The organism is Ureibacillus thermosphaericus (assembly GCF_012396605.1).
GTDB lineage: Bacteria > Bacillota > Bacilli > Bacillales_A > Planococcaceae > Ureibacillus > Ureibacillus thermosphaericus.
The window spans coordinates 1-23,084 of record NZ_JAAXPW010000023.1; the positions used below are offsets into that span (position 1 = coordinate 1).

Consider the following 23,084-nt stretch of genomic DNA (forward strand, 5'->3'; position numbering starts at 1 on the left):
TAAAGAGAACAGCTATTCACGGAAGTTATAAAGACTTGCGTCAATCATCTTAATTGAACCGCCGTATACGGAACCGTACGTACGGTGGTGTGAGAGGACGGGAGTTAATCGCTCCCTCCTACTCGATCGATAAAATCTGAAAACAAATTCGGTTTATCTCGATTAAGGATTTACTGATTGTTATGATTTTTTAAGGATTTTAACTTTTCATAGATCGTTGCCATCCTTTTTTCTTCTCCTGCAATGACAGGGCGATAAAATTCCATATCTTGAAGATTGTCTGGTAAATATTGTTGATTTACCCAACCACCAAAAGTGCCTATTGGATAGTCGTGAGGGTACTGGTAACCAACGTGACCTAATGTTTTTGCTCCCGCATAATGAGCATCCCTCAAATGCATAGGAATATCCCCAGTTTTTCCTTCATGAATGGCTTTAATTGCAGCGTCTAATGCCTGATATGCGGAATTGGATTTTTCAGATAAACACATTTCAATGACTGCATTGGCAAGGGGAATTCTCGCTTCAGGTAAGCCGAGTACTTTTGCTGCTTCTGTTGCTGCATATACATGGGCGCCTACATTGGGATTCGCAAGGCCAATATCCTCATATGCCATCACCAAAAGTCTTCTACAAACTGCAATTAAATCTCCATTTTCAAGCAAATGGGCTAAATAATATAAACTTGCGTTGACATCGCTTCCTCTCACAGATTTTTGCAAAGCGGACAATAAATTATAAAAATGCGTGCCACCTTTATCTCCATATACGCCGATGCGTTTCGCCAAGTGTTCGATAGTAGAATCTTCCACACGCACAATGTCATCTATTTCTTCTGAAGCATGAAAGACTGATTCTAACAAAGTTAAAGCTTTCCTAGCATCACCATTGGAAGCAATCGCAATTTTTTTTATTTGTTCATCATGAATATCAATTGAATATTTTCCTAATCCTCGTTCTTCATCATGCAATGCGTTTTTTAACAGTTGGACAAGTTCCTCAAGAGTCAAACGTTTTAGTTGAAAAATCTCCCCGCATCGGGAACGGATTGCTGGATTGACATCGTGAAATGGATTTTCTGTCGTAGCACCGATTAAAATAATTGACCCATCTTCCACATGGGGTAATAATGTATCTTGTTGAAGTTTATTAAATCTATGAATCTCATCTAAAAACAGTATGACTTTTCCTGTGAGCCTTGCTTCTGATACAATTTGTTCAACATCTTTTTTTCCAGCAATCGTTGCGTTTAAAGGAAAGAAAGGTAAATTTGTGCTTCCTGCAATAGCATAGGCGATAGAGGTTTTCCCAATTCCTGGTTCACCGTACAATAACATTGACGGAACATGTCCGTTTTGAATCATTTTATATAAAGCGGTATCTTTACCAATAATATGTTGTTGTCCAACTACTTCATCTATATTTCTAGGGCGCATTCGAAATGCCAATGGTTCATTTTGCATAGTACTTCCTCCGATGAACTTAAAAAACTTTTCATTTATAAATTATAATAGACCTTTTCCAAGTGGAATAAAAGGTGTTATGTTATACTAGACGAAGAATATGGGAATAGAAATTTGAGGTGTAGTAAGATGAAAATTTCAACTAAAGGTAGATATGGTTTAACAATTATGATCGAATTAGCAAAACATTATGGGGATGGTCCACTCCCATTACGTAAAATTGCGGAAGAAAAAAATCTATCAGAGGCATACTTAGAACAATTAGTATCTCCATTACGTATTGCTGGTTTAGTAAAAAGTGTGCGCGGTGCATACGGCGGTTATTTACTTGCAATTCCACCAAGTAAAATTTCAGCAGCAGATGTAATTCGTGTATTAGAAGGTCCAATCCAACCAGTGGAGGGAATTGAAGAAGAAGAGCCACCACAACAACAGCTTTGGATTCGCATTCGCGATGCAGTAAAACAGGTACTTGATACGACAACGATTGAAGATTTAGCAAATTATACTGACGAGACAGAGTATGACGGTTATATGTTCTATATTTAATTGCACTTAAGAATAAAGGAGTTTATCGGCACATTATGCAAACGTTTTACTTAGATCATGCAGCAACTTCACCAGTTCATCCAGAAGTCATTAATTCTATGACGGAAGTAATGGCTCGTGTGTATGGAAATCCTTCCAGCATTCATGCAGCAGGACGATCTGCAAGAAAGATATTGGACGAAGCGAGAAGTATTTTAGCTCAATCCATTGGCGCGAAAGATACAGAAATCATTTTAACAAGTGGTGGAACAGAAGCTGATAACACAGCAATATTTGGAGTAGCTCAAGCTTTAAAATCGAAAGGTAAACATATTATCACAACATCAGTAGAACACCATGCTGTTCTACATGCATGTGAACAGCTAGAAAAAGCAGGTTTTGAAGTAACATATTTACCAGTAAATGAAAACGGTCGCATTTCTGTTGAATCTGTAAAAAATGCATTGCGAGCTGACACAATTTTAGTAACGATTATGTATGGAAATAACGAAGTCGGTACGATTCAACCTATTAAAGAAATTGGCGAACTTTTAAAAGACCATCAGGCGATTTTTCATACCGATGCTGTTCAAGCTTATGGATTAGAAAAAATCGATATTAATGAATTACATGTTGATCTTTTAAGTGTCTCCAGCCATAAAATTAACGGACCAAAAGGAATAGGCTTTTTGTATCAACGAGAAAAAACGCCTCTCGTCGCTACTTTTTATGGTGGTTCACAGGAAAGAAAACGTAGAGCAGGGACGGAAAATGTACATGCTGCTGTAGGTTTTGCAAAAGCTGTTGAAATCTCACAGCGGGAAATGGAAAAAAGACAGGAAACATATCTTCAATTTAGAACGATCTTTTTAAACGTATTAAATCGGGAACAAATTACTTACAAGGTAAATGGCGATCATGAATATTTCCTTAAACATATATTAAACATTAGTTTTCCAGGAATGGACGTTGAATCGTTCCTCGTGAATTTGGATATGGACGGTGTTTATGCATCAAGCGGTTCAGCGTGTACAGCAGGTTCCATTGACCCGTCTCATGTGCTTGTTGCAATGTTTGGAAAAGGTGCATCAGAGCTTCGTAATTCCATTCGTTTTAGTTTTGGTTTAGGATTAACAAAGGAAGATGTTGAAATTGCAGCTGAACGTACAGCTAAAATCGTGAAAAGAATGACGAATTCATAGAATTAGAAAAGGTGAAATACATGGTAGAAACTCGTGACCCATCACAAATTCGTGTAGTCGTTGGAATGAGCGGTGGGGTTGACTCATCTGTTGCTGCTTATTTGTTGAAGCAACAAGGATACGACGTGATTGGTATCTTTATGAAAAACTGGGACGATACAGACGAAAACGGTGTTTGTACAGCAACGGAAGATTATGAAGATGTGATTAAAGTTTGTAACCAAATTGGAATTCCGTATTATGCTGTTAACTTTGAAAAAGAATATTGGGATAAGGTATTTACGTACTTTTTAGAGGAATATAAGGCTGGTCGCACGCCAAATCCAGACGTGATGTGCAATAAAGAAATTAAATTTAAAGCTTTCCTTGAACATGCATTAAAGCTGGGCGCTGATTATTTAGCAACAGGACATTATGCTCGAGTGGAAGAGCGAGATGGGGAAGTCGTGTTATTGCGCGGCGTCGATCGGAATAAAGACCAAACATATTTTTTAAATCAATTGAATCAGCAACAGCTGCAAAAGGTCATGTTCCCAATCGGGCATATTGAAAAGCCGAAAGTAAGACAAATTGCTGAAGAGGCTGGTCTTGCAACGGCGAAGAAAAAAGATTCAACAGGCATCTGTTTTATTGGTGAGCGCAATTTTAAAGAATTTTTAAGTAACTACTTGCCCGCGCAACCTGGTAACATGGAAACCCTTGATGGCAAAGTTATGGGGAAACATGATGGGCTAATGTATTATACAATTGGACAAAGACACGGCCTTGGCATTGGCGGTGAAGGTGAACCTTGGTTTGTTGTGGGGAAAGATTTAAAACGCAATGTGTTATATGTGGGACAAGGATTCCATAATGAAGCATTGTATTCTACATCATTAATCGCAACAAATATGGGCTTCACATCCAATCAACCGAAACCAAAGAAATTTACTTGTACAGCTAAATTCCGCTACCGACAAGAAGATACTCCAGTAGAAGTGGAGCTTTTAGATGATCAAAAGGCACATATTACGTTCCAAGTGCCGCAGCGAGCGATTACGCCTGGACAAGCTGTTGTTTTATATGATGGGGAAGTATGTTTAGGCGGAGGAACAATTGATGAAGTAATAAAAAATGGTGAAAAATTAACTTATGTAGGATAATTGGCGGCTAAGTTGGTCGCCAATTTTTGATGAGAGGTGAGAACATGAACTATAATGAAGAAGGCATCAAAGCATTGCAGGAAGAGCGTTATGAAGATGCAGTGAAAGCTTTCACGGAAGCAATTGAACAAAATCCGGATGATCCAGTAGGCTATATTAATTTTGGGAATGTCCTTGCCGCAATGAACGAGATAGAGCGTGCAGAGAGATTTTTTCAAAAAGCGATTACTCTTGATGAAAAAGCTGCAACGGCCTATTATGGATTAGCAAACTTATATTATAATTCGGAGCGATTTGTAGAGGCGGCAAAACTTTATCAAAAGTCGATTGAATATGGAATTGAAGGTGCCGATGCTTATTACATGTTAGGGAAAGCATTAGAAAAGGAAAATAAAGTAAAACTGGCACTTCCATATATGCAACGAGCTGCTGAACTTGCGCCGGATGATATGCAAATTCGTTTAAGTTACGGCATTTTATTATGTAAGTTAGAGATGTTTGATTTAGCAAAAAAGGAATTGGAGTATGTCTTACATAATGATGAACAAAATGCCGATGCTCATTATAATTTAGGTGTGCTCTACGCCCTCTCGACAGAGGATGCAAAAGAGGCGTTATATCACTTAGAACAAGCCTTTACAATTCAACCAGAACATGAACAAGCAAAATATATTTATGACATGGTAATGGAGCGCTTAAAGAATAAAAATTAGAATGTTGAAAGGCTATCTAGAAGTTAAGTTTCTAGATAGCCTTTTGAATTGGAAATTTTTGTATACTAGCCGGTAGATACCCAACATTGATGTTAACCTCTATTTAAGCTTCATATTATTATTTGTTTCAGAAACGAAATTTATCTTATCACGATAATAGATGTCAAGTCGTTGTGATTGAATTTCTATTGGAAAATTCACTATAGCTCATCAAAACTATGACTTACAATAATTCACCACATCTCGATATGGCAAATCGCCTCCAAAAATATCTAATGCACTGCCGATCGTTACGTGCAATTTTCCTCCTGATAATTTTTTAAACCTTTCAAGATCTTGTAATGATCGAACTCCACCTGCATAAGTTGTTGGAATCTTTGTCCATTTCGCTAAATCCTGAACTAATTCTTCCTGCATTCCGCTTTTTTTCCCTTCCACATCCACGGCATGAATTAAAAACTCATCACAATATTGTTCTAGGAAGGAAATATTTTCCTGATTGATTTCAAAATCGCTGAATTTCGTCCATTTATCCGTAACGACAAACCATTTGTCATCTCGTTTTCTGCAACTTAAATCAAGGACAATGTGTTCTTTTCCAATCTCTTGGACTAGACGTTCTAATCTTTCCATATCTAATTGTCCATCGTGAAATATGTATGATGTAACAATGACATGGCTGGCACCCGTATCAATCCATTTTTTTGCATTGTCCGCAGTGATTCCTCCACCGATTTGAAGTCCTCTCGGATATGCAGTTAAAGCAAATTGGGCTTGTTCTTCATTTCCAGGGCCTAACATGATAACATGCCCACCTGTTAAACCATCCTTTTTAAATAGTTCGGCATAATAGGAAGCATCTTTTTCAGAAATAAAATTTTCTACAACAGTTTCTTGTCCTAAAGTACTGCCAACAATTTGTTTGACTTTTCCATCATGCAAATCAATACAAGGTCTAAATTCCATAATGCACTCGAATCCCTTCAATAAGTATTTTTTATATCATATCATTGGTCTATTATTTAATCGAGAAGTGGAAGTTCCTATTTTGTTACACTCCGTAATAATGGTATCATATTAAAGAGATTTTTTCGGAGAGGAGCGTATGAAAGTGGAGGAAAACTTCACCATACTCAAAACGACAAAAACCTTTGTTTTAGGCCGGCCAATTGTTTCCATTTTTCATAACGCATCCAACATGTATTCTATTGTAAAAGTGAAAATTAAGGAAACCAATTTGCAATATACAGAAAAAGAAATCACAGTTGTAGGATATTTTCCAACCCTTGATGAAGAACATGACTATCGTTTTTTTGGAAGTTTGAAGCATCATCCGAAATACGGAATTCAATTCCAAGTAGAAATGTTTGAAAGGGAAGTTCCTGCAACTGAACAAGGTGTCATTCACTATTTATCGAGTGACTTATTTCCGGGTATTGGTCCAAAAACTGCTGAGTTGATTGTCAAAACGCTAGGGACTGATGCGCTGAAAAAAATGATGGAAAATCCACAAATTCTCGATGAAGTTCCAAGGCTATCTGAAGAGAAAAAAATGACTATTCGCAGCACTTTAGAACAAAATTTAGGTTTGGATAAAATTATGATTCAATTGAACGAATGGGGATTCGGACCGCAATTAGGAATGAAAATATATCAAACGTATCGAGAAGAAACAATTCATTTGTTAACCGAAAATCCTTATTGTTTAATTGAAGAAGTAGAAGGGGTTGGATTTACAAAAGCCGATGAATTGGGCAGTAAAATCGGCATAACAGGAAACCATCCCGACCGAATTAAAGCAGCAGTCTTACATGTGTTGAATCAAGCTGCTTTATCTGAAGGGCATGTATATTTAGAAGCGGAACATGTATTGCCTGAGGTTAAAGGTATGCTGGAACAGAGCCAACCTGTAGAAATTCCTTTTGAGTCTATTTCAAAAGCGGTTATTGAATTGGAAGAGGAAGGGAAAATTTGCGGCGAAGAGACGAGAATTTACTTGCCATCCTTATATTTTAGTGAAGTTGGCATCGCCACTAAAATTTTGCAACTTTTAAAGCAAAATGAACAAAGTCAAATTTTTTCAAAAGACGAGATACGAAAAGCAATCGGAGAAGTCGAAGAACGTTTGGAAGTGACTTATGCAGAAACGCAAGCAAGAGCCATTGAACAAGCTCTAAACTCGTCCGTTATGATCTTAACAGGTGGGCCAGGAACAGGGAAAACGACCGTTATTCGAGGATTAGTTGAAGTGTATGCAGAACTTCACGGAATTTCCTTAGATCCTAAAGAATATGCGAAGAGGGAAGAGCCGTTTCCAATTATTCTCGCAGCACCAACTGGTAGAGCTGCAAAAAGACTTTCGGAATCTACGGGTTTACCAGCGATGACAATTCACCGATTATTAGGTTTTAATGGTCAAGAAAAAGAGGAAGAATCAGATCGTGAAATCGAAGGCCGTCTTGTAATAATCGATGAAATGTCCATGGTAGATACGTGGTTAAGTCACCAATTGTTAAAAAGTATTCCTCTCAGTGCTCAAGTGGTTCTTGTAGGAGATCAAGATCAATTGCCTCCGGTTGGACCTGGACAAGTATTAAAGGACTTATTAGCTTCTAAAGTCGTGCCAACCATAGAACTAACAGAAGTATATCGCCAAGCAGATGGTTCTACGATTATCGAACTGGCCCATCAAATTAAAAAAGGGCAAATTCCAACTAACTTTACTGAAAAAACGACCGATCGTTCTTTTATTAAAGCTTCAAAAGATCAAATTGCCAGCGTCGTCACACAAGTTGTAAAAAGTGCATTGGCAAAAGGTCAATCTATACGTGATATACAAGTGTTGGCACCTATGTACAAGGGTCCAGCTGGTATTGATTATTTAAATAAAGAAATTCAAGAGCTTGTGAATTCAAACGAGGATGGAACGAGAAAAGAAGTAAAGTATGGCGATACGATTTTCCGCATTGGTGATAAAGTTTTACAGCTGGTCAACCAGCCGGAAAGTAATGTTTTTAACGGTGATATTGGAGAAATTGTAGCAATCTTAAAAGCGAAAGAAACGGTTGAAAAACAAGATATCGTTGTCGTTTCTTATGATGGCAATGAAGTGACGTATGAACGATCTGACTTAAATCAAATTACCTTGGCTTATTGTTGCTCCATTCATAAAGCGCAAGGCAGTGAATTCCAAACGGTGATTATGCCTATTGTTCGAAGCTATTCAAAAATGCTTCGTAGAAATTTGATTTATACAGGAATTACTCGTGCGAAAAATTATTTAATATTATGCGGAGAGCCAGAAGAATTCATGAAGGGAATTCAACGCACGGACGATTTGAAGCGTTTTACGACTTTGAGGACCCGATTGAATCCCGCGAAGATGAATGATGATCGAAATCAGGAAATGAAGATGGAAGGGGAGAAGCTTGATGAACAAATCGTGCATCTTTCACCGGACGATTGCAATGAACAGCAGACGACAGGCGATACTACTTCCCTTCCTCCAGTCCTTAATGCGGAAACAGCACCTAAAATCCATCCGATGATAGGGATGGATGGTATCACCCCTTATGATTTTTTGGATGAATAAAAGGTTGTATACACTTTGGATAAAAAACCGAACAATTGCCTGAATCTCTGATTCTGAGAGTCTGCAACGTTCGGTTTTACTATTTATATCGACATTCAAATGCAAATTCCGGTTTCCATTTGTTATTGAAAATTCTTCACTTTACGGCCATGAAGGAAAAAGTAAAGGAGCACGGTTGCCAAAACGACAAAACTTAAACTGAAATACAATTGGCTGTAAGTCGTATACGGCTCAATAAATCCCAACAGATATGGGCCAAAGCCCAGACCTGCATCAAGGAAAATGAAGAATGTGGATGTGGCAAGTCCCATTCGATGGATGGGCGTCACTTTCACTGCAACGGCTTGAATGCAGGATTGCATGTTGCCATAACCCAGACCGATCAAAACCCCTGAAAACAGCAGTACAAAACTGTTATGTGCCGCGCTTAAAACAATCAGTCCAATCGAAAAAAGAATAAACGCAGGATACATTACGTAATTTGCGCCTTTCACATCTAACAGACGCCCGGAGAAAGGACGTGAACACAAAATAGCGATGGAATAAACAAAGAAGAAGAAACTGGAGGCTTCCATCAAGCCGATTTCCTGTGCATAAAAATTTATGAAGGATAAAACTCCGGAATAGCATAAAGCGGCAATGAGCATAATGAAAGAAATCGGTATGGCTTTCGATTCAATAAAATTCGAAAGTTTGAACCCTTTAACGTCTTTCTCCGCCTTTTTCACCGCTTTAGGCTCTGATACTTGAATAAAGAATGAAGTGATGAATGCGATGATTCCTAATAAACTACACAATCCAAATACGATCAAAAAGCTTACATGCTGGCTCAAAAACAACCCTATGAAGGGACCGATGGCTGTCGCCAAAGTGGAACTCATACTGTAATACCCAATCCCTTCGCCCTTGCGGCTGTTGGGAATGACTTGGGCGACAATGGTTCCGGTTGCCGTTCCAGCAATACCGAGGGTCAAACCGTGCAAAAATCGCACAATTAAAAAGAACCAAATATTTAATTGAATAAAATAGAGGAAGCTTGATAATGCAAATAGGCAAGTGCCAATCAGCAATGTCCTTTTGTAGCCAATCGAATTGATGCCGCGGCCTATAAACAGTCTTCCAATTAATGTGGCGATGATGAAAATGCCTGTTGCAAGACCCGCTTGACTCGTGGTTGCGTGAAATTCTGTTTTTGCATAAACGGCTACAATGACAACTAGTAGATAAAAGACAGATGTTAACAAAAAATTAATGGTTGATGTGATAATAAAATCTTTTGTCCATAATTTTGATTCATTCATTGTTGTTTTCCTTCTTTACTGTAAAATTGCTGTTGAATTTTTGAAAGTGTATGGAAAAAGTTTTGCAGTTCATCCTCTGTAAGGTGTTCCATCATCTTTCTTTCGAAGCTCGATATTTTTTTACGGCAGGATGCATAAATTTCTTCACCCAACGGCGTTAACTGGATCACCTTTTCTCTCCGATCTCGGCTTTCCCTTTTTTCAATTAATCGAAGTTCCTCCAAAGCGTTCACCCTGCGAGTGATGGACGGCTTCTCTACACTGTATCGTTTGGCGATTTCCACCAGAGTTGACGGACCGTTATGCTTTATGTAATAGATAACTTGCCATAAAGAATAGGAAAGATTGTATTCGCTTAAAAGTTCATTCAAAGCATTGATCAGTGGCCGATACAATCGTAAATAATGTTGAAAAAATCCTTCCAAAGGATTTCACCTCCGATAAAATAGTTACCCTAGGTAACTATATCACTAAACTATTATATGTCAATAAAATGTTCTTTTCCAGTCATCCATTTTTTGCCCCTATCCGATTCAATGGCCATTTACCTGAATTGCGATGTATCCATGTTGGATCATCCCTTATGTACGATGTTATATATCAAATCGAGAATGTTTGTTAGCGATTTGAGAATTAAAAAGGATTTAAATGATATAAAAATATAGATTTATTTGAAAATTTTGTGTTTAGGTTTGATATAATTTAGAATTTAAATGCTGATTTTTGTAGTATTTACCAATTATTCATATGGATATTAGATAGGTTTCATTTAAAAATGAAATTGTTCTTTATAAACAAAAAATCATAAAATGAATAACAAGAAAAAATTATACTACGAAAGAGTGATGGATGATGTGTGGAATTACGGGCTGGATTGATTGGGAAAACAATTTGAAACATCAAGAAGTCACTATAAAAAAGATGACACAAACGTTAAACAAAAGAGGACCAGATGCCTCTAACATTTTTTGTGACACGCATGTTGCTCTTGGTCATACAAGACTGATCGTAGTAGATCCTGTTGGCGGTTCTCAGCCAATGTCGAAAACAAAAGGTTCTAATAAGTATACGATAGTTTACAATGGTGAGCTATATAATACTGAAGAACTGCGTAATGAATTGGTCAATCGGGGTTATTCATTTCAATCCCATTCTGATACGGAAGTATTGTTAACAGCTTATATCGAGTGGAAAGAAGAATGTGTTAAACATTTAAACGGTATATATGCTTTTGCTATTTGGGATGAGGAATGTGAAAAAATTTACATGGCGAGGGATCGGCTCGGTGTAAAGCCTTTGTTTTATAAATTTAGCGGAAAAAGCTTAATATTTGGTTCAGAATTGAAGGCAATTTTAGCCCATCCAAAAGTAAAATCCGAAGTTGATCGAGAAGGATTACAAGAATTATTTGGTTTAGGTCCTTCCCGAACGCCAGGGCACGGAATATTTCGAGGGATTAATGAATTAAGGCCAGCCCATTATCTTATTTTTGATCAACATGGCTTGAATATACAACGTTATTGGAATGTTAGAAGTACTAAACATGTTCATTCATTAGAAGAAACTATCGAAAATGTTCGTTTACTCATAAAAGATGCAGTTGAACGACAATTAGTTGCAGATGTTCCGGTTTGCACCTTTTTGTCGGGTGGTTTAGATTCAAGTGTTATTACCTCCATTGCTTCAAATTTTTTCAATAACCTAGAAAGAGGACCTCTTCATACCTATTCTATTGATTATGAAGAAAACAGTACTTATTTTCAAAAGAGTTTGTTTCAACCGGATGAAGACCGTCCATGGATTGAAAAAGTAGTTCAACATCTAGGTGTTGCTCATCATACGACCATTATTTCCCACGAACAACTTGCTGAAAAATTAAAGGAAGCTGTGATTGCTAAAGATTTACCTGGTATGGCAGATATTGATTCTTCTTTACTTTTATTTTCCGAAGAAATAAAAAAACATTTTACTGTGGCACTATCTGGTGAATGTGCTGATGAAATTTTTGGAGGCTATCCTTGGTTCTATAAAACAGAATTATTGAAAAACGATGGTTTTCCTTGGATGCAATCCGAATCAGAGAGACAAAATCTACTATTACCATACTGGCAAAATACATTGAAATTGAAAGATTATATAAAATTACGATATGAAGAAACGATCCAAGAAGTGCCGAAATTAGAAGGGGAAGAACCGAATAAAGCCCGACGCAGAGAAATGTTTTATTTGAATATGGTGTGGTTTATGTCGACATTGCTAGATCGAAAAGATCGAATGAGTATGGCTGCTAGTCTAGAAGTGCGGGTACCATTTGCAGACCATCGAATTGTTGAATATGCATGGAACATACCATGGTCAATGAAAATGCTAGGCGGAAGAGAAAAAGGATTATTGCGAAAAGCTCTAGAAGGCATTCTTCCAATGGATATTTTATACCGAAAAAAGAGCCCCTATCCTAAGACACATCATCCTAAATATACAAAGCTAGTAACTGACATGTTGCGACAGATTATTCAGAAGAAAAACTCACCAATATTGCAACTCATTTCGAAAGAAAAATTAGAAGAACTGCTAGATTCCAACAAATCATTTAAAATTCCCTGGTTCGGCCAACTAATGACGGGCCCTCAACTTATTGCCCATTTGGTTCAAATGAATATTTGGCTTGAAAAATATAATGTAAATTTAGTTGATTTGTAAACGCTTTTTGAAATAATATTAAACTTTAATATATACGGATTTTTCATTCATTTTGTTTAAAATTTTTCCATCATTAAATCGTCTGACAAATGCAATTAGAAAATAATCCGATTGGGTTTGCCAAAGTCGTGTAGGGATTCAGAGATACTCTTGCACGCTGATGACAAACAGCGTAGAAAGGAAGGGGTATTATTATGTTAAATGTAAATCCTGATCAATTTGTTATCAAACCATCATTAGCAACAATTAATTGTGAACCAAATTGGCAGTGGAAGCGAAAAGCACCTATTCCAAATTATGATTTACTTTACGTTTGGAGTGGAAAAGGAACTTTAATATTAAACGGAAAAGACTTTAAATTACAAAGAGGTAGTTGTTTTCTATTTAAACCAGGTGATTGGACGACGGCAACCCAAGATCCAATGCATCCGCTTGTAATTACGTACATTCATTTCGACCTTGAAATCGAGCCGAATATGATACCAAAATCTTATCGAATTTTACAAGATCGGATTCATTTTGAGTCGCTTCTTTCTCAATATGTAAGATTATTTTTAGTGAAAACTTTTGCTGCAGATATCGAAGGAAAGTTGATATTAAAACAATTAATGATTCAACTGTTAAGGGAAGATCAACAGTCAGAAACAATACAAATAGAAGAAAGCACGGAAATGCAAAGTCAGTTGTTCTTTACAATCAGGGAAGTGGCAAATTATGTTCAACAACATCCCGGAAAAAATCATACAGTAGAAAGTTTAGCTGCTCGCGCTAATTTTTCGCCACGTTATTTTTCAAAAAAATTTAAAGAAATCATGGGGCAAACAATTCAATCCTATGTTGTTGAAACTCGAATAAAAAGAGCGGAGCATTTGTTGCATTATACAGGCATGACCGTAACAGAAGTAGCTGATGCTCTTGGGTATAATAATATTCATTTCTTTAGCCGACAATTTAAAGCATATACAGGGAAAAGTCCATCGGAAATTCGGACATTACCGAGAATAAGAAAATCAACGATAAAAGAAATCTCGCTAAAAAGAAATGCTTAAATAGATTATTCAAAAAAACCGACATTTCCAATACGGAATATGTCGGTTTATTACGTGTATTATATTTTAAATCGCTTCACTAACAGTTGAAGTTGCTCAGCCATTGTTGCCAATGTTGTAGCGGATGTAGTAACTTCTTCCATTGTAGCCAGTTGTTCTTCTGAGGCAGAGGAAATTTCTGTTGAATGTTTCGCATTTGTTTCGGCCATTTTTGCGATTTCTTCAATGGAAGAATTAATTTGTTCAATATTTGTTGTAATTTCTTCTGTTATAGAATTTAATTCTTGGGTTTGAGCTGTAACATTCTCAATAGATTTTACTATTTGTTCAAATGATTTTCCGGATTCTTCGGTTATTTCTAATCCATTTTTTGCAACTGAATTAACATTGCTTGTCATATCAACAGCTGTATCAATGTCTTTTTGGATGATATGGATAATTTCAACAATTTGATCAGCTGATGATTTTGATTGTTCAGCTAATTTACGTACTTCGTCAGCTACAACTGCAAAACCTTTCCCGTGTTCTCCTGCACGAGCTGCTTCAATTGCAGCATTTAATGCCAACAAATTGATTTGTGATGCAATTTCGGTAATGACATCAATAATTTTTCCAATATAATTTGAATTTTGTTCTAAGTTTTTCATTACCTCTAGTGTATCGGATGATGCATCATGAATATTTTTTACTTGGCCAACTACTTTTTGAATGTGGGTATTACCTAAGTTGGCTTGAGCCATCATGACATTTGCGTTCTCGGCAACCGAACTAATAGAATCTGCAATATAATGCATTCCTCTTGTAATATCATGTATAGCTTCAGCACTCTCAGTTGTATTCTTACCTTGAATTTCTATTGTTTTTGCTACCTCTTGGATTGAGAGTACCACTTGATCGGTTACAGAAGCGGTTTGTTCAGAGCTAGATAATAATTCTTCTGAGGAAGCAGCGACTTGTTCAGAAGCCTCACTTACTTGACTAAGCATGGCTCGTAAAGAACCTAACATTTTATTAAAGGACAAAGCCATTTCACCAATTTCATCTTTAGTTTGAATTTGAATTTCTTTCGTTAAATCTCCTTCGCCCTCTGCAATTTCTTTCAGTTGATTATTGACGAGTTTAATTGGTTGAATAATTGAACGGATTAAGAATAACATTACAATCATTGTAATAATCCCAATAACTGCAATCGTCATTACAATATTAATTAATATTGTGTAAACATTTTTTTGTATTGATTCAATAGGTGTACCTGTTAGCCACATACCGATAATATTGTCTTTTCCATCTTTGATGGGTTGATACATTGTTAAATACAACTTGCCTGAAATATCGGCTTTTCCAATATAAACTTCACCTTTTTGAAGCACTGTTTCTAGAATGGCAGGATCGGCAGATGCACCAATTTTTCTTTCTCCGTTTACCTCAATATTTGTTGCTACAGTAGAATCATTTAAAAATATATTGGTAATACCACCAGTCGTCTCTCCGATTTTATCCAAGATTTTATTATTATCATTAATTTTAATAACGCCTTTATATAAGTTTCCTTCACGAACGTTCCAACTACCTGGATACTTTTCATCAATTATGCTTAAACCTAGTTTCGCTTCAACTGCAACTTTTTCCTCATAAATAGATAATAACTGTTTTTCAACTTGAATTTTTGCTACAAAACCAATTGAAAACATTAAGAATAAAATAACGAAGATTATTAAAATATTAAATTTCGTTTGGAGTTTCAATCTCTTAACAACGTTCATGATGCTCTCTCTCCTGAAAATATTGTAATTTTTATAGTAAAAATCTTACATCATTATAATATATTTATAAAATATTGTAAAAATATTTAGTATTTCGAAATAACTAGTAAATGATTAATTGTGTTACATATGAACTGTTAATTGATAAATAGAATACCTAGTAATTTAGAGGGAGTTTCATTTTTGGATTTTGCTTTGAATTAACGTATCCTCTCCTCCAGCAAAACACTTGGCATAAGTTCGACAAGTGTTTTTTTATTTCAAACATAAACCCGAAGAAAAGAAGAAGTGTAAAAAAGTGCAAAGATTCAACTTAATAGTCTAAATATTTTTGGTTTTAGACTTGTTAGGATGTATGTATAAGAAAACAGGAAGAATTAAGGGGTGCAGAAAAATGGATCAAGGATTAACACAAGGTTTATACAATCCACAATTTGAACATGACTCGTGCGGAATCGCCTTATTAGCGAATATCAAAGGTGAAAAATCACATTCACTTGTATCCCAAGCGTTAATTGCCCTAGAACGGTTAACTCATCGCGGAGGTCGAGATGATAAGGAAACGTTAGGTGATGGATCAGGCATTTTAACTGACATACCTCATGAATTATTTGAAAAAGAATGGGGAAAGCAGGGAAAACAACTGCCATCTTTAGGGGAATATGGTGTTATGATGATTTTTCTTCCAAAAGAGGAAACGAAACAAGAAGAATACAAGCAAAGAATTGAAGAAATTGTTGAAATGAACAGTTTGACAATTTTCGGATGGAGAACTGTACCAACAAACGATCAAGTATTACAAAATGAATTCATACAAACAGCCCCTTCAATTCATCAGTTATTTGTTATACCTACATCAGTTAATAGTCAAAATGATGATTTCGAAAGACGTTTATATATTGCCCGAAAAAAAATTGAAAACACCTTTAAACAATTCGAGCGTAATATTGATGCTTGTTATATTTCTAGTTTTTCATCGAAAACCATTGTTTATAAAGGGCTACTGTTACCGAATCAATTAAAAAATTTTTATGTCGATTTAACGAATGAAAATTACCAGTCTAAAATGGCAATGGTTCATAACCGCTTTAGTACAAATACTTTCCCGAGTTGGAGCAGAGCTCAACCAAACAGGATGCTCATGCATAACGGGGAAATTAATACTATTACCGGTAATGTAAACTGGATGTTTGCTCGAGAAGCAACAATGAAAACGGAAGTGTTTGGTGATGATTTGGAGGCACTTCATCCAATTGTCAATCTCGACGGCAGCGACTCTGCAATGTTTGACAATGTTTTAGAGCATTTAGTGATGTCCGGATGGTCTTTACCCCAAGCGATGATGATGATGATTCCGGAACCTTGGCAAAATAATAAATTACTTTCAGAAAAACAGAGAGCGTTTTATCAATATCATAGCTTATTAATGGAACCGTGGGATGGGCCAGCTGCAATGGGGTTCACAAACGGACACCAAGCAGGTGCTTGCCTTGATCGAAATGGTTTACGACCTGCTAGATTCATTTTGACGGAAGATGACTTTTTCTATTTATCTTCAGAAGTGGGAGTTGTCGACATACCAGAAGAAAAAATCGTCCAAAAAGGCCGCTTAAAACCAGGTCAAATGTTAGTAGTAGATTTCGAAAAGAAAGCCTTATTGTTCGATGAGGAGCTAAAACTGCAATTTATCAATGAACATCCATATGAACAATGGACAGCTGAAATGATTTTACCTATCGATAACATTCCTGAATTAAATGTAGAAACATCAAAAAATATGGATCGTACTCAAATAATTCGTCTCCAACGAGCATTTGGCTATACCTTTGAAGAATGGGAAAAATATATTAAACCTTTAGCAGTCCGTGGAGACGATCCAGTTGGTTCAATGGGGTATGATGGGCCACTCGCTGTATTATCCAAAAAACCACAACTATTATTCAACTACTTTAAACAACGATTTGCCCAAGTAACAAATCCACCAATCGATGCTATTCGAGAAGCGTACGTTACTTCAATGGAAGTGTATTTGGGCAGTGAAGGTAACTTATTAAAACCTAAAAAAGAAGACTATCAAAAAATAAAGTTAAAAACACCTATTTTGACTAAAAATGAATGGCTAAAAATTATTAGTTTAAATTTAAACAGTTGGAAAGTGTCTAAACTGTCAACTTTATTCCCTACTGAACAACCAGAATCGATGGAAATTTATTTGAAAAAACTTCTGAAAAACGCTGAAAAAGCTGCAAATGATGGATATCAATTACTTGTCATTAGCGACAGAGGTGTAAACAAACAAAATGCAGCCATTCCATCATTATTAGCTGTTTCCAGTGTCCATCACTACCTAATACAAAAAGGCCTTCGCAATAAAGTAAGCATTATTGTCGAATCAGGAGAACCGAGAGAAGTGCATCACTTTGCAGCACTACTTGGCTATGGAGCTAACGCTATTTATCCTTATTTAGTTTACGCATCCCTTTCACAATTGGAAGAAGCAGTAGATAACGATTTAATTGATAAGTATGTGAAAGGTATCACAAAAGGGATATTAAAAATCATGTCTAAAATGGGCATTTCAACGGTGCAAAGTTATATCGGTGCACAAATTTTCGAAGCAATTGGATTGAGTCGAGAAGTAATTGAAAATTATTTCCCTCGTACGATTTCTCAAATCGGTGGACTTGAATTAAATGATATTGCATTAGAGACAGTTATTCGCCATAAAGCTGCATGGGAAGATGATGAACTTTTATTGGAAGAAGGATCTGATTTCCAATGGCGAAAAAATGGTGAAGATCACCTTTATCGTCCTGAAACAATCCATACTTTACAGCTCGCTTGCCGTACAGGAAAATATGAACTTTACAAAAAGTATAGCGAAATGCTGTCGAAAGAAACGAATACAACGTTAAGAGGATTATTTGAATTAAAAAGTGATCGAAAACCAATTCCGATTGAAGAAGTAGAACCAATCGAATCGATTTTTAAACGATTTAAAACAGGTGCCATGTCTTTCGGTTCAATTAGTATAGAAGCTCATGAAGCAATTGCCATTGCAATGAATCGAATTGGCGGAAAAAGCAATTCAGGAGAAGGAGGAGAAGATCCAAACCGCTTTATTCCTTTGCCAAATGGTGATTCAAAATTAAGCCGCATTAAACAAGTGGCTTCCGGTCGATTTGGTGTAACAAGTCATTATTTAGTGAATTGTGATGAGATTCAAATCAAAATGGCTCAAGGTGCAAAGCCAGGAGAAGGGGGACAGCTTGCCGGCCATAAAGTGACAGAAGAAGTTGCAAAGACAAGAGGTTCTACGCCGGGCATTGAACTAATCTCACCACCGCCTCATCATGATATTTATTCGATTGAGGACCTTGAGCAATTAATTTACGACTTGAAAAACGCCAATCCCGAAGCGCGAATCAACGTAAAGCTAGTTTCCGAAAGTGGTGTTGGAACAATTGCTGCTGGTGTTGCAAAAGCTAAAGCCGATGTAATTCTCATCAGTGGTTATGATGGAGGAACAGGAGCAGCAGCAAAAACGAGCATTAAGCATGCTGGCCTCCCTTGGGAATTAGGGTTAGCAGAAGCACATCAAACATTAATGCTAAATGGCTTAAGAAACAAAGTAGTGCTCGAAACAGACGGAAAACTAATGAACGGTAGAGATGTAGTAATCGCCGCATTATTAGGAGCAGAGGAATACGGATTTTCAACATTGCCACTTGTATCGTTAGGGTGCGTCATGATGAGGGTTTGTCATCTAGATACATGCCCAGTGGGAATCGCAACTCAAAATCCAGTTCTTAGAAGAAAAATGATCGGAACTGCTGAACACGTTGTCCACCTAATGCACTTTATTGCGCAAGAAATTCGTGAATATATGGCGGAATTAGGCTTTAGAACAATAGAGGAAATGGTGGGAAGAACGGATATTATTCAGATTAAGAATGATGTGAATTGGAAGGAAAAGAAACTGGATTTATCTTCGTTACTCGTTAGCTATGATGGTGAACGTACAGCTACAAAAAGCCAAAATCACCAACTAGAAAAAACATTGGATTATGAAAAATTAATTCCATTAAGCAAGGAAGCTTTAAATCATAAGAAGCCAGTTCATATTGCTCTTCCTATTAAAAATACGAACCGCTCTGTCGGTACAATGCTTGGAAGTGTTGTTTCGAAAATACATGGAAGTGAAGGTTTAAATGAAGATACAATTCAAATTCACTTTACAGGATCCGCAGGCCAAAGTTTTGGAGCATTCATTCCAAATGGCATTACGTTGAAGTTGGAAGGAGAAGCAAATGACTATGTCGGAAAGGGATTATCTGGTGGAAAAATCATTGTAGCTCCTTCTTCAAATACAAAGATTGTTGCAGAGGAAAATGTCATCATCGGCAACGCGGCATTCTATGGTGCAACAAGCGGTAAAGCTTTTATTCGCGGTAAAGCAGGAGAAAGATTTTGTGTTCGAAATAGTGGAGCACTTGTTGTAGTCGAAGGTACAGGAGATCACGGCTGTGAATATATGACAGGTGGTAGAGTCGTAATTTTAGGGGAAGTTGGGAAAAACTTTGCAGCAGGTATGTCTGGCGGAATTGCTTATGTATATTCTCCAGCAAACAAATATTTTTACGAAAATTATAACGATGAGCTTGTATTACTTGAAACGATTGAAAGTGAAAAAGAAATCCAGTTTGTGCTTTCTTTAATCAAAGAACATGTTCAAGAAACGAATAGTCTTGTAGCGAAACGAATCATTCAAAATTGGAAAAAAGAAGTTTCGAATTTTATTCGTGTGATTCCTCACAAATATAAGCAGATTTTAGATGAACAAGAATTGTATTTATTAGAAAGTTACTAATTAAGAAAGTGTGGTGAACAAAATGGGAAAACCGACTGGATTTTTGGAGTATAAAAGACAAAATGCCCAGTATCGAAATCCACTAGAAAGACTTCAAGACTGGAAGGAAATATCAACATTACCTTCTGAAGACTTGTTAAAAACTCAAGCAGCTCGATGTATGGATTGCGGTGTTCCATTTTGTCAAAATGGCTCTACTGTAGGAGGAATGTCGACAGGTTGCCCGGTATTTAATTTAATTCCTGAATGGAATGAGCTTGTATACCAAGGTAAATGGAAAGAGGCTTATGAACGATTAAGCAAAACAAATCCATTTCCAGAGTTTACTGGAAGAGCATGTCCGGCTCCTTGTGAAGCTGGATGTGTCGCTTCCCTTTATGAAAGCTCCGTAACCATTAAAAGTATAGAGTGGGCAATCATCGAAAAAGCTTTTGAAGAAGGTTGGGTAACACCTGACATTCCAGAAAAACGAACAGGAGTAAAGATTGCGGTAATTGGATCTGGACCAGCTGGTTTAGCTAGTGCACATGAGTTAAATAAATATGGGCATTCAATAACAGTATTTGAAAGAGCAGATCGAATCGGAGGATTGCTCACTTATGGCATTCCAAAAATGAAAATTGAGCAACACGTAGTTGATCGTCGAATCCATCTGATGGAACAAGCGGGAATTACCTTCTTAACAAACGTTGAAGTTGGGAAAGATTATTCGATTGACCAATTACAATCAGAGTTTGATGCGGTCATTCTTTGCACAGGTGCAACGAAACCTCGTGATCTACAAATTAACGGAAGAAATTTAAAAGGGATCCACTTTGCGATGGATTATTTACACGCCAATACGAAAAGTATGCTGGATTCAGATTTTAAAAATGGTCAATATATTTCTGCTGAGGGAAAAGATGTGGTAGTAATAGGCGGCGGTGATACAGCAGTCGATTGTATCGCTACTGCTCTAAGACAAAATTGTAAAAGTGTCGTCCAATTCGATATTTATCCGAAACGTCCATCAGAACGTACGCCTGATAATCCATGGCCACAATATCCAATGACATATAAGTTGGATTACGGTCAAGAAGAAGCGCTAGCGAAATTTGGAGATGATCCAAGGCTATTTACAACTACTGCATTAGAATTTATTGGTGATGATAACGGTCAACTTGTTGCTGTGAAAAGTGTTGGTATGAAAACGACATTGAATGAAAAAGGTGAAAAAATTCGAGAACCGATACCAAATACAGAGAAAATGATACCTGCTCAACTAGTGTTACTGGCAATCGGATTTGAAGGACCAGAACAACAATTATTTGAACAATTAAATATTGATATTAAAAACTTGAAAAATAGTAGTGCTTACAAAACAAATATAGACAACGTGTTTGTTGCTGGCGATGCAAGACGTGGTCAAAGTTTAATTGTATGGGCAATTCAAGAGGGAAAAGAAGCCGCAAAATCTTGTCATCAGTTAATAACAAACAAAGTAAACCTATAATTTTAGGAGGGTTAAAGTGCAGACTGAAGATTATATACAACAATTATTTGCCGATCGAATTGGGGGTCCTTCATTCGGTTTAAAGGAAGAAATATTCAAATTTGAAAAAATTAAAAGAGCTAAAAGAATAGCCATTAAAGAAAAACCGGATATGGCTTTAATTGATTTGGGAGTCGGTGAACCTGATGCAATGGCAGACAAAAGAGTAGTTGAAAAACTATTCGAAGAAGCCTTAAAACCTGAAAACCGATTTTATTCAGATAATGGCATACATGAATTTAAAGTGGCTGCTTCCCGCTATATGTCAGAGGTATTTGGAGTAAATGGTTTAGATCCTGAAACAGAAATTAACCATGTTATTGGATCTAAATCAGGACTCAGTTTACTGCCAGCTGCTTTCATTAACCCAGGGGACATTACATTAATGCCATCACCATGTTATCCGGTGCTAGGAACTTATACAAAATACTACGGTGGCGAAGTTGTTTATCTTCCATTATTAAAAGAAAATAACTTTTTGCCTCGCCTTGATCAAATTGATCAAGAAGTATTAAAGAAAGCAAAACTGCTCTATTTAAATTATCCCAATAACCCAACTGGTGCAGTAGCGACGAAACAGTTTTTTGAAGAAGTTATTGAGTTTGCAAAAAGCAATCAATTAATCGTCGTCCATGATGCAGCATATGCCGCATTAATGTTCGACGGTGAGAAGCCACTCAGCTTTTTATCGGTACCTGGTGCAAAAGAGATAGGAGTTGAAATCCATTCCTTATCCAAGTCTTTCAATATGACTGGATGGAGAATCGGGTTTATTGCTGGAAATGCAAAATTAATAAAAGCTTTTCAAACGGTAAAGGATAACAGCGATTCTGGTCAATTTATTCCAATCCAAAAAGCTGCAAGTTACGCTTTATCCCACCCTGAAATAACCGAACAAACAGCAAATAAATATTCCCGTCGCCATGAATTACTAGTGAATATTCTTCGTGGGTGTGGTTTTCAAGTGGAAAAACCGAAAGGCTCTTTTTACTTATATGCTGAAGCTCCAATCGGGGTCAAAGATGGGCCTTCCTTTCAAACAGCGGAAGATTTTTCCCAATACCTTATTCGAGAACATTTGATTTCAACAGTTCCGTGGGATGATGCAGGGAGTTTCGTAAGATTTTCCGTTACCTTTGAAGCTAATTCAGAAGAAGAAGAACAGCAAGTGATGAAGGAAATTGAAAGACGATTGAAAGGAGTTCAGTTTATTTTCAAAGGAAGGTGATG

The 23,084-nt window shown here is 36.7% G+C and carries 15 protein-coding genes; 10 read left to right on the forward strand and 5 right to left on the reverse strand.

What is annotated here, in order from left to right; all coding sequences use genetic code 11:
• Positions 1-170: 170 nt before the first annotated feature.
• Positions 171-1,463: a replication-associated recombination protein A gene (locus HF990_RS09795; protein WP_016839402.1), complete on the reverse strand. Its 1,293-nt coding sequence runs from the start codon at positions 1,461-1,463 to the stop codon at positions 171-173.
• Between the two features lie 129 nt (positions 1,464-1,592).
• On the opposite strand from HF990_RS09795, the gene cymR reads away from it, so the two are divergent.
• From cymR to HF990_RS09815, 4 genes are read left to right on the forward strand one after another with little or no spacing between them, the layout of a single operon-like run.
• Complete coding sequence (gene cymR / locus HF990_RS09800) at positions 1,593-2,012, forward strand: cysteine metabolism transcriptional regulator CymR (protein WP_016839403.1); 420 nt, start codon at positions 1,593-1,595, stop codon at positions 2,010-2,012.
• Positions 2,013-2,047: 35 nt separating this feature from the next.
• Entirely contained in the window at positions 2,048-3,193 is a 1,146-nt protein-coding gene (locus tag HF990_RS09805) for a cysteine desulfurase family protein (protein ID WP_168412513.1), read from the forward strand.
• 20 nt (positions 3,194-3,213) lie between these two features.
• Positions 3,214-4,335, forward strand: a complete 1,122-nt coding sequence (mnmA, locus tag HF990_RS09810) for a tRNA 2-thiouridine(34) synthase MnmA (RefSeq protein WP_168412514.1) — start codon at positions 3,214-3,216, stop codon at positions 4,333-4,335.
• A gap of 44 nt (positions 4,336-4,379) precedes the next feature.
• Complete coding sequence (locus tag HF990_RS09815) at positions 4,380-5,048, forward strand: tetratricopeptide repeat protein (RefSeq protein WP_016839406.1); 669 nt, start codon at positions 4,380-4,382, stop codon at positions 5,046-5,048.
• Between the two features lie 216 nt (positions 5,049-5,264).
• Here the strand turns inward: HF990_RS09815 and hisA are convergent, their stop codons facing one another.
• On the reverse strand, positions 5,265-6,014 hold the full coding sequence (hisA, locus tag HF990_RS09820) for a phosphoribosylformimino-5-aminoimidazole carboxamide ribotide isomerase (RefSeq protein ID WP_168412515.1): 750 nt from the start codon (positions 6,012-6,014) through the stop codon (positions 5,265-5,267).
• 139 nt (positions 6,015-6,153) lie between these two features.
• Here hisA and recD2 point away from each other — a divergent pair, with 139 nt between their 5' ends.
• Positions 6,154-8,640, forward strand: coding sequence for an SF1B family DNA helicase RecD2 (gene recD2 / locus HF990_RS09825; RefSeq protein WP_168412516.1), 2,487 nt, complete (start codon positions 6,154-6,156; stop codon positions 8,638-8,640).
• A gap of 122 nt (positions 8,641-8,762) precedes the next feature.
• Here recD2 and HF990_RS09830 read toward each other — a convergent pair whose 3' ends face one another.
• Positions 8,763-9,941, reverse strand: a complete 1,179-nt coding sequence (locus tag HF990_RS09830; protein ID WP_168412517.1) for an MFS transporter — start codon at positions 9,939-9,941, stop codon at positions 8,763-8,765.
• Positions 9,938-10,366, reverse strand: coding sequence for a MarR family winged helix-turn-helix transcriptional regulator (locus HF990_RS09835; protein ID WP_016839410.1), 429 nt, complete (start codon positions 10,364-10,366; stop codon positions 9,938-9,940). Before HF990_RS09835 ends, HF990_RS09830 begins: the two co-directional genes overlap by 4 nt.
• A 427-nt stretch (positions 10,367-10,793) precedes the next feature.
• Between HF990_RS09835 and asnB the strand changes: the two genes are divergently transcribed.
• Both asnB and HF990_RS09845 read left to right on the forward strand, forming a co-directional pair.
• A complete protein-coding gene (gene asnB / locus HF990_RS09840; RefSeq protein ID WP_016839411.1) occupies positions 10,794-12,641 on the forward strand; it encodes an asparagine synthase (glutamine-hydrolyzing) in 1,848 nt (615 codons plus the stop codon).
• Between the two features lie 194 nt (positions 12,642-12,835).
• On the forward strand, positions 12,836-13,690 hold the full coding sequence (locus HF990_RS09845; protein ID WP_168412518.1) for a helix-turn-helix domain-containing protein: 855 nt from the start codon (positions 12,836-12,838) through the stop codon (positions 13,688-13,690).
• A gap of 59 nt (positions 13,691-13,749) precedes the next feature.
• On the opposite strand, the gene HF990_RS09850 is transcribed toward HF990_RS09845, so the two are convergent.
• Positions 13,750-15,453, reverse strand: a complete 1,704-nt coding sequence (locus HF990_RS09850) for a methyl-accepting chemotaxis protein (protein WP_016839413.1) — start codon at positions 15,451-15,453, stop codon at positions 13,750-13,752.
• Positions 15,454-15,847: 394 nt separating this feature from the next.
• Between HF990_RS09850 and gltB the strand changes: the two genes are divergently transcribed.
• From gltB to HF990_RS09865, 3 genes are read left to right on the forward strand one after another with little or no spacing between them, the layout of a single operon-like run.
• On the forward strand, positions 15,848-20,323 hold the full coding sequence (gltB, locus tag HF990_RS09855; RefSeq protein ID WP_168412519.1) for a glutamate synthase large subunit: 4,476 nt from the start codon (positions 15,848-15,850) through the stop codon (positions 20,321-20,323).
• 22 nt (positions 20,324-20,345) lie between these two features.
• Positions 20,346-21,815 carry a glutamate synthase subunit beta gene (locus tag HF990_RS09860; protein WP_168412520.1) on the forward strand — a complete coding sequence of 490 codons (1,470 nt, stop codon included), beginning with the start codon at positions 20,346-20,348 and terminating at the stop codon, positions 21,813-21,815.
• Positions 21,816-21,831: 16 nt separating this feature from the next.
• The gene (locus HF990_RS09865; protein ID WP_016839416.1) at positions 21,832-23,082 is read left to right on the forward strand and encodes an LL-diaminopimelate aminotransferase; all 1,251 of its coding nucleotides are present in this window, start codon (positions 21,832-21,834) and stop codon (positions 23,080-23,082) included.
• Positions 23,083-23,084: the final 2 nt, after the last annotated feature.